Source organism: Fictibacillus phosphorivorans, from assembly GCF_023715845.1.
Lineage (GTDB): Bacteria > Bacillota > Bacilli > Bacillales > Fictibacillaceae > Fictibacillus > Fictibacillus phosphorivorans_D.
Genome location: NZ_JAMBOR010000032.1, coordinates 17,693 through 30,743, shown reverse-complemented (window position 1 = coordinate 30,743; position 13,051 = coordinate 17,693). Strand labels below are relative to the sequence as shown.

Sequence of the window (13,051 nt, the reverse complement as noted above, 5' to 3'; positions counted from 1 at the left end):
AAAGCGCCCATAATAAAAAGCCTCTGTGAAGAGGCTCATTGATGTTCATATGAAAATCCCTTAAGAATGGGACTCAATTGAATATTTCTCACAAAATTTATCTCCACTTTATTGACAGAAGTCCAATCTTGCGCGAACGTGTAACAGATAAAAGAACACGTACCGTAAAAACGTCAAATGAGTTCAAAAAAAGAAGGCTGACGTTGGTCAGCCCTCTTTATAACCTTTATTCTTTTATTTCTTTCTTCAATAAGCCAGCGATCAATGCGGTTACAATTGCGCCGATGGCAATCGCTACTACATAAAGCAGAGGGTTTCCGTTGACGATTGGAATAACAAACGCTCCGCCATGAGGGGCAGGCAAACCGATGCCAAACATCATAGAAAGTGCCCCAGCAACAGCTGAACCTGCAATCGCTGCAGGTATGACCCGTCCAGGATCAGCAGCTGCAAAAGGAATAGCTCCTTCGGTAATGAAAGAAGCACCCATAATGTAGTTTGTTTTACCAGCTTCTCTTTCCGCTTGCGTGTATTTCTTTTTGAATAATGTTGTTGATAACGCAAGTCCTAGTGGGGGTACCATTCCACCTGCCATAATCGCCGCATGAGGTGCGAAGTTGCCAGCATCAATCATCGCGATTCCAAAAGTAAAGGCCGCTTTATTGATCGGACCGCCCATATCAATGGCCATCATTCCGCCAAGGATCAACCCAAGTAATACGAGGTTTCCAGTGCCCATTCCTTTTAGCCAAACTGTAAGAACGTCGTTCAGTGCTTTAACAGGTTCGATTACGATGAACATCATGATAAGACCCGTGAGCAGAATACCGAATAACGGATATAGAAGTACCGGTTTAATACCTTCTAAAGAATTGGGTAATGTACGAAACACTTTCTTTATTCCAACGACTAGATAACCAGCTAAGAAACCAGCGATCAATCCGCCTAAAAAACCAGCTCCGCCTGTTGCGGCCATGAACCCGCCAACCATACCAGGAGCAAAACCAGGTCGATCCGCAATACTCATCGCAATGAATCCGGCAAGTACAGGGATCATTAATGCAAAAGCATTTCCGCCACCGATCGTATGCAACGCTTCGGCAATCGGGTGATATGAAGGATCTTTAGGATCAAATGCATTTATACCAAAAATGAATGAGATGGCAATCAAGATACCGCCACCTACAACAAAAGGCAGCATGTTAGATACACCGCTCATTAAATGTTTGTAAAATCCGGATCTTCCGCTTTTTGATGTGTTCTTCTCTACATCCGGTTGAGGTGTTCCTACGTGCTTATAAATAGGTGCATCCTGATCAAGCGCTTGCTGTATAAGCTCTTTTGGTTTTCTGATCCCTTGAGCGACGGGAACCTGTATCACATGCTTTCCGTTAAAACGTTCCATTTCAACTTGCTTGTCCGCAGCTACGATAATCGCATCGGCTTCCTTAATATCTTTTTTTGTTAAACCATTCTTGATTCCACTGGATCCATTTGTTTCAACTTTTAAATTTACGTCCATTTCTTTAGCTTTTGCCTTAAGGGCATCAGCTGCCATGTACGTATGTGCGATACCTGTCGGGCAGGCTGTAACCGCTAAGATTTTTTGTTGTGATGCTGAAACAGGAGAATCATTCTCTGTTTCCTTTTCTTTTTCTTTTGTGTCAATAGCCTGCAGAATTTCTTCTTTTGTAGATGCAGTTTCGAGTTTCTTTCTAAAGTCCGTATCCATCAAAAAGCTTGATAGTCTTGAAAGAGTAGCTAAGTGATCATTATTTGCGCCTTCATAAGCGGCAATCATGAAGAATAAGTGAGCGTTCTGGCCATCCAATGATTCATAATCAATACCGTCATGAGAACGTCCGAATGCAATAGTAGGTTGGCTGACGGCATTTGTTTTAGCGTGTGGAATGGCGATACCTTCACCAATACCTGTCGTACTCTGGTTTTCACGTGCTAGAATCGCTTTCTTATAGTCTTCTTTATTATTTAACTTTCCTGCAGCATCCAACTGTCCGATCAGTTCGTCGATCACTGACTCTTTTGAAGATGCTTTTAGGTTTAAGATCATGGTATCTTTCGTAAGTAAATCTGTAATTTTCATTAAAACTACCTCCCCTAAGGTAAAGCTTTACATCTCTTGAATCGAGATTTCTTTTACTAATTTTTCAACGAAGTCTTTTGTACAGAGATCCTCTGAAAATGCAGTAGCACTTCCTGCAGCGACTCCATACTTAAATGCGGTTTGAATATCGCTATTCTGAGTAATTTGGGATAGAAAGCCTGCTACTACAGAATCTCCCGCACCAACAGAGTTTTTCACAGTTCCAGCTGGTACATTAGCAAGGAGAGTGTGCTGTTTATTCAGGAAAATCGCTCCTTCGCCTGCCATAGAGACGATGACATTTTCTACGCCCTCATTGAGAAGCTTCTTACCATAAAAAACAGCGTCCTCCACACTTTCAATTTTGGTTTGAAAGAGATCACCGAGTTCGTGATGGTTCGGTTTTATTAAGAAAGGTTTATGTTCAAAAGTCTTAATAAGCGAAGTTCCTGCAGTATCTATAACGTTTTTTACACCTTTTTTAAGGCATTCCTTTGCAATCTCACCGTAAAAATCTTCTGAGATGGACGGAGGGATACTCCCCGCTAAAACGAGAAAGTCACCTTCATTCATTCTGTTTATCTTTTCAAGCAGTTCTTCCTGATCGGAAGCAGAGATATTTGGTCCAAGTCCATTGATTTCAGTTTCAGCTTCAGATTTAAGTTTCACATTGATTCTTGTAAGATCAGAGACCGTTATAAAATCGTGGCTGATCGTTTCATTTGTGAGAAATTCTTTAATGAATTCTCCCGTAAATCCACCTGTATATCCTAGAGCAGTACTTTCAATCCCAAGGTGTTTCAGTACTCTTGAAACATTAATTCCTTTTCCGCCGGGATACATTTCCGCAGATTCGGTACGGTTTAATTCGCCTTCTTTAAAGTCTTTAACTTTTGCAACATAATCAATGGATGGATTGAGTGTGCAAGTATATATCATGATTTCACAACCCTTATTTCTGTTTTATCTTCAAAGTCATTAGCAAGTTCTTTATTCAATTCATCTGTGAGAATGACAGCTTCATGTAAATCAGCAACTTTCGAGAACGATGCATCGTTAAACTTGCTGTGATCTGCAAGAATGAATGTTTCTTGAGAAAGAGACAGAGCAAGTCGTTTTACAGATGCTTCCTCTGGGTCAGGTGTAGTAAACCCTGCCTCAAGATGGATTCCGTTTGTTCCTAAAAAACATTTATCGAAACGGTATGAGCTTAACGAGTTGAGTGCGCCGCTCCCAACAAGTGCTTTTGTCTTAGGTTTAACGAGACCACCGACTAAATACGTAGTCATTTGATGTTCTGTCAACATCTCTAGATGAGAGATCCCATTTGTGACAACGGTTATGTCTTTATCTTTCAAATGAGGAATCATGAGGTGGGTTGTTGTTCCAGCATCAATGAAGATACAGTCGCCGTCCTTCACAATCGTTGCAGCTAGTTTTGCGATTTTCTCTTTTTCTGAAAAATTCCGTGCTGACTTTTCAACTACGCTTAACTCTTCACTCTTCTGGTGGAGAAGAGAAGCACCGCCATGCACGCGTTTAAGTTTTTTTTCCTTTTGAAGCTCACTTAAATCTCTACGTATGGTCGATTCGGAGGAAGCGGTTGCTTCTACTAATTCTTGTATCGTAACGATTTGCTTTTTACCTAATAGTTCAATAATTTTATGGTGTCTTTCAGGAGTCAACATCTGGTAACCTCCTAGAATCTTCGTTCAATGACCAAAGTGTAACGTAAACCCTTACAAATTTCAACCAAAATCATTCATAATCAATCAAAAACAATCATTAATAATCACTCCAAGTTTATCCAATTTAACGTTATAATTTAAGTAGAGAAACCCATTCTAATTTTAAATGTATTTAAGAGAATTCATGGTCTAGTAGATTGTAGAGAAAGGTGCTTGCTACATGAGAAGCTCCTGGTAAGGCATGCGGCGAGGAACCTCACATCGGTAGCATTTCCATGTAGACGCTGGAGCAAGTTACTTCAATGAAGAGGGACAGATGAGACGCGCTAAACGCGAGGAGACTCACTGCCCGCCCCGTGGAAAGCGACAACTTGAAACGGAAATCAACCACTTTCAGACCCATCATTGAATATAAAACTTACAAACCTTCAGAAAAAACCTTCAGAAAGAGTGAACAAAATGGAATTAAAAACAGATTTCCCAAAAACAAGGTCTTCTTTAGCGGAGGACTTTCGAAAACTAGGTTTGAAAAAAGGTATGACTATCGTCGTGCATTCCTCACTAAAATCACTTGGATGGGTAGTAGGGGGACCGGTTGCGGTGGTACAGGCTTTAATGGATGTGATTACTGAAGAAGGAACGCTTGTGATGCCCACACATACCGCTCATTATTCAGATCCGGCCGGCTGGGAGAATCCACCTGTGCCTGAAGAATGGTGGCCGGTTATCCGAAAAGAAATGCCTGCCTTTGATCCTGAAATTACACCTACCTTTTACATGGGCGCGATCGTGGAAGCGTTTCGTACGTTTCCTGGGGTGATAAGGAGCAATCACCCTACCGAATCATTTGCCGCGTGGGGGAAAAATAAAGAAAACATCATAAACGGTCACACGCTTGATTTTGCTTTAGGAGATCATTCACCGCTTGGGAAGATGTACGAACTAAGGGGTCACGTTCTATTAATCGGCGTAGGTTATGATTCTAATACGACGATGCATCTGGCAGAACATCGTGTTCCGAATCCTAAAACGGAAGAAAACGCAGGACCTTTTTATTTGAATGGAGAACGCGTTTGGAAATCTTTTATTCAAGTTTCTTATCGTGAAGAACTTTTTGAGGAAATTGGCCATTCCTATGAAGAGGCTGGCCATACCGTAAAAAGAGGAAAAGCAGGATTAGCAGAATGTCGTCTGATCCCTCAAGTGGAATTAGTAGATTTTACATTACGCTGGCTAGAAGAATATGATCAGTCGTTCAAGCGTAAAAGTAATGATTAATATGTAGAAATTACGGGTATGTTAAAAGCAAATCCACTGAAATGAGGGAATTGTTATGAGACGTTCCGTACCTGCTACGATCATTTCATTTATTGTAGGCATTATTCAATTAATATTAGTTTTACGTTTCATTTTTCAATTGTTCAACGCTAATGAAGGAGCTGCCTTTGCTCAGCTGATTTACGGATTAAGTGAGCCATTATTGCTGCCTTTCAAAGCTTTGTTTCCGAATATCGAATTGGCGAATGGTTTTGTTGTGGAACTATCGACCATCATAGCGATTATCGTCTATGGAGTGGTGGGCATGCTGCTTAAGCGACTCTTCTCGGTCAGAAAAGACCCCGTCCAACGTGAAACTGTGATTAGAGAAGAACCTACATCACATGAGAAAAGAATTTTTGAAGAGAAACGAAGATGAATTGAAACTTGAGGAAAGATTATAAATAAAGGGGCGTACTCCAAAGGTCAAGTTACATGTCCTTTTGGGTCCGCCCCTCATTTTTTTTTAATTGGGTGGCTGACCAATGTTTGCCTTCTTTTTTTCACGGTACGTGTTCTTTTATTCTGTTACACGTTCGCGCACGATTACCTACTTTTCGTGCAGTATCCTAAAGTTTCGCGCAGTATGAGTCGACTTTCGCGCAAACGTGCCGATTCAAGTCTTACTTAGCACTAAAAACAGCTTAATAGGTCACCATTTTTGTCTAGAGTTAATACCTAATCGTTTTGATTCATCAGAACGTCCTTTTTTCTCTTGTATGAAATAAAAAAGAAGCTGGAACTCTACGGTTTTACCCTTTTGAGCCAGCCTCTACTTTTATTACATTCAAAATATGTATTAAGCGATCGTGATGACTTCGTATTGCGCTGAAAGCTCTACGAAATGTGCCATTCCTGAGATTTCTCCAGCTGCTAGTTCATTTTCGACGTTGTAGTGATCGACGCACGTTTTACACCCAAATACTTTTACACCCTTCTCTTCTATTTCTTTTAGATGAAGAGAGCACAAGGACTGTTCCGTCAGACAGTAAACGCCTCGATTCATGAAAAAGATAGCCGCCGGGAGATCGGCCTGCTGTTTTAGAACGGTAAAATAGGTTTCCATCACATTTTCGCCTAGTGCTGGGTCGTTACCGGTACCAAATGAATCTGTAGTAACTAGAATGATCTTATTTTGCACAAAAATCACGCCTCTCTTTTTTATGTGAATTATATCATGCTTTGACTAGGTTAAGTGATGGTTTGGTATTCTAGATAAGAGGAGGTACGCATACTATGAATGATTCGCTATTTACAGTAATTGAAAAACAAGAAGGACGTCGTGCCACGTTTGAGGTTCTTGAGTATAAAGAGCTTCCTGTTACGAGTGCTGGATCCAGTTCATCTTATTATGCAAAAGAAACAGGGGTTAAGCTGAAACAAGTCCGGATCACCCTTCGCCAAGGCGCTGTTCAGGCAGAAGCTGGTGCTCTTCAGTTTATGAAGGGAGACCTGCAGCTGAAAAGCAATACTGGCGGGGTTGGCGGTTTTATGAAAAAAATGGCTTCAAATATTCTTACCGACGAGTCTTTGTTTAAACCACTCTATGAAGGAACAGGTGAAATCTATTTAGAGCCTTCCTATGGACACTATCTTTTAATGAACCTGAATGAAGAGGAAGTCATTGCAGATAAAGGCATGTTCTATGCCGCGGAACCAACTGTGCAGCTTGGTGTTTCGAGACAAAAGCTCACCTCTTCTATAAAAGGTGACGATGGGCTCTTTCAAACGAAGTTAAAAGGTTCGGGGTTCTGTGTCCTGCAGAGTCCTGTACCGCTAAACCAAATTATGAAAGTAAAATTGGATAATGAAAAACTTCAAGTAGACGGTACGTTTGCTCTTCTTAGAAAAGGAGAGATCGACTTTTCGGTTAAGCGTGCCTCTTCTTCCATCGGTGGATCAGCTACGAGCGGGGAAGGATATCTACATGTATTTGAAGGTACAGGTGAAGTTTGGCTGGCTCCAACATTAGGTAGATAAGATAAACAAAAAGGTCCCTCTTTAATGAAAGAGGGGCCATTTTGTTTTATTCTTCAAATTGATCTTCATTATTCTCGTTATTTTCATTTGTAACCTCAATCGGAACAGTAGGGTTAGCTGTATCTGCATTTCCCCTATTTACAGTAATCATTAAGATGCCGTTACTGTACTGAGCTTTAATATCCTCGTTTCTAAACATAAAAGGCAATTGTACAAATCGTTCTGTTCGCTTCACGTTCTTTCTTTCCTGAAAATGTCCAGTACGCTTATTTTTCATTGATCGAATTTCTTCTCTTTGCGCTTTTATTTGAAGCCCCTGATTAAGAACTTCAATTTGAATATCTTCAGGATTATAAGCTTTAAGGTTGGCATAGATCTTATAATCTTGATCAGTCTCTTCGGTTTCGACTTCAAATGATATCTGATCAGCGTAACGCTCAAACTGAGTCAATCCTTTGTTGACGAACTGTTCAAACGATTTTAGCCAGTCATCCATAGATCGGTTATTCGTGAAAGGATTTAAAGGACTTTTTCCAAACATCCGCAATTTTCCTCCTACGCATTTCCGGCATTATTTGAATCAAAAACATCAGGATCCAACGTATTTGTAGCACTGACAACAGAGATTGTTTGTATAAAGTTCCCTGTATTTCCGCCGCCAGAGCCACTGTACCCTTTCCCTGTAGTTTTAGGGTTGATCACTAGCGTATCCCCGAAGTTCACAACCCCTTCTGCTGCATTGATGTTGATAGGTGCAACAATCAAACAGGGCACTTTAACACCCCCTCCTTTTAAAAAGGTTTACGATTGTGACGTCGTCCCTTTGAGATAGCTTATGTAGGTAAGAGCCTAAGGGTGAATGGCGATGTTTTTTTCACAGGAAGATGGGCGTACGCATAGCATATGTAGAGAACCTTACAAAGGACTGAACGTTATGCCGGCCATGGTAGGAAAGATTTCAGTAAACGCTGTTTCTGGTGGTTCTGTATTTCATGTGGGTGATGTCCAGACGATCTGCCCGGTTAGTTACGCAAAAACGTATGCAGGTGCTGGTTCATTTAATACAGGTGATAATCTTCGTGTGCACAATGGCTACAACGTAACCTATACACAAGACCCGGATGTTAATGACAGCAACAACGCTACAAATTTTTAGACGACATGCAAATTCCTTAGTAAGAAGGCATACATCTTACTAAGGAGCTGATGATTAAATGAACGAGGAGAGCAACTATTATTTAAGTAAGATAAAACAGATGGTCGAGGACCAAAATAACAAAATTAAAGCTTTGGAACAACAAGTAAAAAAGCTTAAACAGCAAGTTGATACATTTGCTGAAGAACCTAAAACGGTAGAATACAAGTTTGAGCAATTAAAAGTAGAAAAACTTGAGGGAACTCTCCATATTGGTTTAGGCCATTCTGCTGAGAGTAAAGATTTAATCGAGCAATTTAATATCGGTCAGAATACTGTACAAATGCCTTGGAAGATGGAGCGGAGTGTGATAGAAAATCCTAACTACCGTGAAATGGTAAAAGAGATGGATGAATTCTTTGTTAAGGAAGCTCCTCTATATTTGCAAACTCTTGAAAATAAAATAAATGTTCCGCTAGATGATTCATACCGTGTCTTTATTCTTGAAGATGTTCAGCGTCAAGTTCCAGGAAGGATCAAGCATTATCTTACCAAGTATGAACCTAAAGATGAGAAAGGCCGCAAAGAGATCCTTCAAAAAACAAAAGAGGATATCTATCGCGGAATCGAGACATTCATTGTTCATTTAAAAGAATCAAAGAAAGACGGAGGTGGAGGAAGTGAACTTTCACGTGACCAACCATGAGTTGTGCGTGGGTGAGATCCACATTATCGGGGTGGGTTTGTCCTCGGTTGTTTTAGTAGGTGATGTTGACTGCATCAATCTCGGGTCAGCTTTTGATACGCCGCCTGAGTCGCTTGTGTTAGGAACATCGCTTGTTCCGCTATAGGGGTGAAAAAATATGTATAGAACATCTGCGGTTGATGGAGTACTTGTAAATTCGGTGCAATCAGCTTCTATTCTCCATACTGGAGATACAGAGAAGGTTCAGTGTTTTTCCGCTGCTCTTGCGATTCAGCGAGAGCGTACAGATTATGGAACATTTGATGTCCCACTGAACAAGTATGAAATTTTTTCGGAACCTGTCGTTGTTCCTGTTTGTCCAAACGTTCAGATTAAACGTACGTTTAACGCTTGCCCTTTTATTCGAGTAGGGAGAATTGATATTCTAGGTATTTCAAGTTCATCTCTGCTTCATATAGGATCTGTTAATGAGATGACGCTGCAATCCCGTGTAAAACATATACGTAACTTTCTTACAAATCCTTATCCAGAAAATGGGGAGGAGGAGGAATCATGAATCTGTTTGTCAGTCAGACGATTGTTATTCAGCAATTAAAAGTGGAGGGCATTCAAAATTCCTCAGTTCTCCAGATTGGCAGTGCTGGCGTTATACAGCCGATCTCGCAATTATTTAACACAGGCGGTCATAAAGGTCCGGCTCCTGAAATTATTGATCCTGATCTTCCAAGAGTTCCTTTAGGACCGCCTTCATAAGAGGTGAATGTGAATGGACACTTGGAAACAAATGATGGACTGGAAAAGGATGGCGGAAGAATACTTTGGTGATCAGTTTTTTGCACCGAATCCGGCACCAAGTTCTGAGATAAGGAACGAAAATCCACTCTGCAACATATACGAAACAGCTCAGGAAATCTGTTGTGTACTTGCTTTACCAGGTTTAAACCGAACAGATGATGTAGAAGTTCTAGTCGATCCATTCAAATTGACCATACAAGGAAAGTTATCGATTCCTCTTGATTCCTATCGTTTAAACACCGAAGAATTTCAACTCGGTGAATTTAAGCGGGAGATTACACTCCCTGAACGGGTTCATCAGGATCCTGTTCAAGCACACTACCGAAAAGGTCTGCTTTTTATACGAATGTTGAAGGATACAAGACCTGGGGCTAATCAAAGAAAAGTAAATCTGCATTGGGTACAAGAGTAAAATGAAGCTTGACGTTTGTTTATGTTTTCGCTTACAATATAGGAAAATAACGGAAGGAACAGGTATTGACGTCCAATGAGCAATTAATCTTATTTTTTAGCCAATTACTTGAATGATTAAAGTAGAACGCTAGATAGGATTTTTCTGCCCATTTTTAGGACTTAACTGCATGCCTGTTTTTTGTTGCCAAAAAACCGTTTCTTAAAGCGGTTCTGTATGGCGATATTCGGCGTGGGCAGACCTCTCTAGTAAAACTAGGAGGTTTTTTTATGCTTTTATTAGAAGCTACGGGAATTGAAAAGTCATATAACGGAAATTTAATTTTAAAACAAACAGAGCCTTTTCAGCTCTTTAACCATGATCGTATCGGATTAGTAGGGTTGAACGGTTCAGGGAAATCAACATTCTTAAAACTGCTCTCTTTGGTGGAAGAAGCCGATTCTGGAGTTATTCAGCATTATGGCAGTTTCGCTGTTGTCAGCCAGTTTGAAGAAGGTGCACAAACGATTACTGCAAGAAGCGAAGGTCAGTGGAACTTGAGAGGGAAAAATTATGAAACCATGAGCGGCGGTGAAAAAACACGTACTCAGATAGCAGCAGCTCTTGAGCAGCAGCCCGACATTCTGATTTTAGATGAGCCGACAAGCCATTTAGATGTTGACGGGATGGATCAGCTGGCTAAAGTTCTTAATCATTATAAAGGTGCTGTATTGCTCGTATCCCATGACAGAACGTTCTTAGATAAGGTGTGTACAAAAATCCTTGAGCTTGATCACCAATCGTTTTCGATGTATCCAGGAAACTATACAGATTACCTTCATCAGAAAAAACAAAAACAAGAGAGGCAGCAGTTTGAATATGAGCAGTATATGAATGAAAAATCGAGGCTGGAGAATGCCGCAAAAGAAAAGGTATCAAAAGCGAAGAACATAAAGGATAAGCCTGCTCGTATGTCATATAGTGAAGCGAAATTGGGGAAAATGAAGGCCAAAAATGCTAGAAGGTCATTGGAGAGGGCCTCTAAGGTGATCGAAAAAAGAATCGAAATGCTAGATAAGAAAGAAAAACCAAAAGAGCAGCCTAAGATTGCTTTCGATATTCAGCAGTTTTCGGTTATCCATGCCAAACAAGCGCTGGCCGTAAAACACCTATCCGTGGAGTTTGGCGAGCGGCAGTTGTTTAAGAATCTGTCTTTTACAGTAAAGCCAGGGATGAAAATCGTTTTAACAGGTAAAAACGGTACAGGAAAATCGACGCTATTAGAAACCATATATAGAGGAAATGAACAGATCGAGAAATCGCAGCAGCTTAAGGTCGGCTACTTTCACCAGCATCTAAAGATCCTTGATGAGTCAAAGAGTATTTTAGAAAATGTCATGGAAAACAGCTTATATGATGAGACATGGGTAAGGACGATATTAGCCAGGTTGTTATTCAAACGTGAAGATGTATTCAAAAAAGTAGAAGTACTAAGCGGCGGGGAGAAAATGAAGACCGCTTTAGCGAAGCTTTTCTTAAACGACTATAATTTATTATTACTTGATGAGCCTACGAATTATCTGGATTTGTTTACGAGAGAGGCCTTAGAAGAAGTCTTAATCGCTTATCCAGGAACTTTTATCATTGCTACTCATGATAGAAGATTAATGGAAAAGGCAGCCACACATGTTTTGGATCTTCAGCCTCCAAAAGCTTATTGGTTTGAGGGGAGCTATCGGGAATATCTTGAAAGTAAGAAGGATAAAAAATCAGTGTCATCAACACATGATCACAAAGATCGTTTGCTGAAACTGGAACTTGAAATGACCGATCTAATCGGGAGGCTTTCGTTAAGCTTAAATGAAGAAGAGAAAATCAAACTGGAACACAGGTATCAAGAGGTTTTAAAAGAAATCAGACTTTTGAAAGCTCAATTTAGTTGAAAATAACAAAAGGATGGCCTATTAAGGTCATCCTTTGTTTCTTTATTTATCTCTTTCTTTTCTTTTACCACCTATTGTAGGTGGTTCTTCTTGAGAGGTGATATCCGTATCGTATCCGATCTGACGAAGATCTTCTGTGTCGGCTACCGTACCCCCAGCCATACCTTCGTTAATCATTCGATCGATGTCCAAGTATAGTTCGTCTTTTCCTTCATTCACTTTATCTTTATTACTCATATTGTTCATCCTTCCTTTTTTGACCTCGTTATTTGAACGGTTGTTGGCTTTTTTATTTTGTCCAGAAAGTCAGAAAGAAAAAGCAGTTTCTCATTAAAAAAGACATGAAACTTAATTGAGCACGAATCGTATGATATAAGCAGCACGATAAGACGCTCTTAAAAGGGCCTTTTTTTAATTTGAGTCCATTTAAAAGATGAGGAAAAAGGAGTAGACCAAAATGAAAAAGACTATAATGGCAGCTTTCTTCATCATGGTATTAACAGGTTGTTCGGCAGTGAATGAAGTGTCGAATGGTCTCAACTATGTGCCTGAAGCTACTGAGTATATTAATGAAGTACAACAATTTTCAAAAGAAGTCTCTGCAGTTGCAGAAAAAGCAGTAAACGACCCGCGAGCTAGAGAAGAACTTGAAAACCTTTTGGGAGATTTAAAAGCAGACATTAGTGAGTTTAGTGATTTAACACCACCTTCTTTGTTTGAAGATATTCACAATCAAGTGCTTGAACATAATAACCAGCTTAAGGATGCCGTCGATCAATATTCAACTGCAATAAAAGAAGGGAAATTAAGTACTGACCTGCTTGAACAAAGCGGCCTCTTGGATGACATCGCCGTTTACAACGATCTTTTATCACAAATTAAAAAATTAGGAGAATAATTCTCGGACGGTTGTTGAGTATTCGTTGCTATTTCCACCCTCTATCATACCCTTTGCAGGAGAATTGACAGGTAGTTAGTCGAAAGGAATCTCG

General features: G+C 40.2%; 17 protein-coding genes. 10 read left to right on the top strand and 7 right to left on the bottom strand.

The features are described 5' to 3' along the window. Nucleotides 1–226: 226 nt before the first annotated feature. The 3 genes from M3206_RS17840 to M3206_RS17830 are packed head-to-tail and all read right to left on the bottom strand — an operon-like array spanning nt 227 to nt 3,792. Nucleotides 227–2,104 carry a PTS fructose transporter subunit IIABC gene (locus M3206_RS17840; RefSeq protein WP_251313866.1) on the bottom strand — a complete coding sequence of 626 codons (1,878 nt, stop codon included), beginning with the start codon at nt 2,102–2,104 and terminating at the stop codon, nt 227–229. A gap of 27 nt (nt 2,105–2,131) precedes the next feature. After that, entirely contained in the window at nt 2,132–3,043 is a 912-nt protein-coding gene (gene pfkB, locus M3206_RS17835) for a 1-phosphofructokinase (protein WP_251313865.1), read from the bottom strand. Next, nucleotides 3,040–3,792, bottom strand: a complete 753-nt coding sequence (locus tag M3206_RS17830; RefSeq protein ID WP_251313864.1) for a DeoR/GlpR family DNA-binding transcription regulator — start codon at nt 3,790–3,792, stop codon at nt 3,040–3,042. The genes pfkB and M3206_RS17830 overlap by 4 nt, the downstream gene beginning before the upstream one ends. 459 nt (nt 3,793–4,251) lie before the next feature. Here M3206_RS17830 and M3206_RS17825 point away from each other — a divergent pair, with 459 nt between their 5' ends. Both M3206_RS17825 and M3206_RS17820 read left to right on the top strand, forming a co-directional pair. Beyond that, the gene (locus M3206_RS17825; protein WP_251313863.1) at nt 4,252–5,070 is read left to right on the top strand and encodes an aminoglycoside N(3)-acetyltransferase; all 819 of its coding nucleotides are present in this window, start codon (nt 4,252–4,254) and stop codon (nt 5,068–5,070) included. A 55-nt stretch (nt 5,071–5,125) separates the two neighbouring features. Beyond that, nucleotides 5,126–5,488 carry a YggT family protein gene (locus M3206_RS17820; protein WP_251313862.1) on the top strand — a complete coding sequence of 121 codons (363 nt, stop codon included), beginning with the start codon at nt 5,126–5,128 and terminating at the stop codon, nt 5,486–5,488. A 420-nt stretch (nt 5,489–5,908) separates the two neighbouring features. Here the strand turns inward: M3206_RS17820 and M3206_RS17815 are convergent, their stop codons facing one another. Then, a complete protein-coding gene (locus tag M3206_RS17815) occupies nt 5,909–6,250 on the bottom strand; it encodes a DsrE family protein (protein WP_251313861.1) in 342 nt (113 codons plus the stop codon). A 95-nt stretch (nt 6,251–6,345) separates the two neighbouring features. On the opposite strand from M3206_RS17815, the gene M3206_RS17810 reads away from it, so the two are divergent. Beyond that, nucleotides 6,346–7,089 (top strand): AIM24 family protein, encoded by a 744-nt coding sequence (locus tag M3206_RS17810; protein WP_251313860.1) that lies wholly within the window; start codon nt 6,346–6,348, stop codon nt 7,087–7,089. Between the two features lie 46 nt (nt 7,090–7,135). Here M3206_RS17810 and M3206_RS17805 read toward each other — a convergent pair whose 3' ends face one another. Then, entirely contained in the window at nt 7,136–7,630 is a 495-nt protein-coding gene (locus M3206_RS17805) for an Hsp20/alpha crystallin family protein (protein WP_251313859.1), read from the bottom strand. Between the two features lie 14 nt (nt 7,631–7,644). Then, nucleotides 7,645–7,863 (bottom strand): spore germination protein, encoded by a 219-nt coding sequence (locus tag M3206_RS17800; RefSeq protein ID WP_251313858.1) that lies wholly within the window; start codon nt 7,861–7,863, stop codon nt 7,645–7,647. A 160-nt stretch (nt 7,864–8,023) separates the two neighbouring features. Between M3206_RS17800 and M3206_RS17795 the strand changes: the two genes are divergently transcribed. From M3206_RS17795 to abc-f, 6 genes are all read left to right on the top strand, one after another. After that, nucleotides 8,024–8,245, top strand: coding sequence for a spore germination protein (locus M3206_RS17795; RefSeq protein ID WP_251313869.1), 222 nt, complete (start codon nt 8,024–8,026; stop codon nt 8,243–8,245). Nucleotides 8,246–8,303: 58 nt separating this feature from the next. Continuing rightward, nucleotides 8,304–8,930: a spore germination protein GerPC gene (gene gerPC, locus M3206_RS17790; RefSeq protein WP_251313857.1), complete on the top strand. Its 627-nt coding sequence runs from the start codon at nt 8,304–8,306 to the stop codon at nt 8,928–8,930. 157 nt (nt 8,931–9,087) lie between these two features. Continuing rightward, nucleotides 9,088–9,486 (top strand): spore germination protein GerPE, encoded by a 399-nt coding sequence (locus M3206_RS17780; RefSeq protein ID WP_251313855.1) that lies wholly within the window; start codon nt 9,088–9,090, stop codon nt 9,484–9,486. Further along, entirely contained in the window at nt 9,483–9,683 is a 201-nt protein-coding gene (locus M3206_RS17775; protein ID WP_251313854.1) for a spore germination protein GerPB, read from the top strand. Before M3206_RS17780 ends, M3206_RS17775 begins: the two co-directional genes overlap by 4 nt. 13 nt (nt 9,684–9,696) lie before the next feature. After that, nucleotides 9,697–10,137 carry an Hsp20/alpha crystallin family protein gene (locus M3206_RS17770; RefSeq protein WP_251313853.1) on the top strand — a complete coding sequence of 147 codons (441 nt, stop codon included), beginning with the start codon at nt 9,697–9,699 and terminating at the stop codon, nt 10,135–10,137. A gap of 269 nt (nt 10,138–10,406) precedes the next feature. Then, nucleotides 10,407–12,059, top strand: a complete 1,653-nt coding sequence (abc-f, locus tag M3206_RS17765) for a ribosomal protection-like ABC-F family protein (protein ID WP_251313852.1) — start codon at nt 10,407–10,409, stop codon at nt 12,057–12,059. Nucleotides 12,060–12,101: 42 nt separating this feature from the next. Here the strand turns inward: abc-f and M3206_RS17760 are convergent, their stop codons facing one another. Then, entirely contained in the window at nt 12,102–12,296 is a 195-nt protein-coding gene (locus M3206_RS17760) for a hypothetical protein (RefSeq protein WP_425590746.1), read from the bottom strand. A 220-nt stretch (nt 12,297–12,516) separates the two neighbouring features. Between M3206_RS17760 and M3206_RS17755 the strand changes: the two genes are divergently transcribed. Then, nucleotides 12,517–12,957 carry a DUF6376 family protein gene (locus M3206_RS17755; RefSeq protein ID WP_251313850.1) on the top strand — a complete coding sequence of 147 codons (441 nt, stop codon included), beginning with the start codon at nt 12,517–12,519 and terminating at the stop codon, nt 12,955–12,957. Nucleotides 12,958–13,051 lie beyond the last annotated feature (94 nt).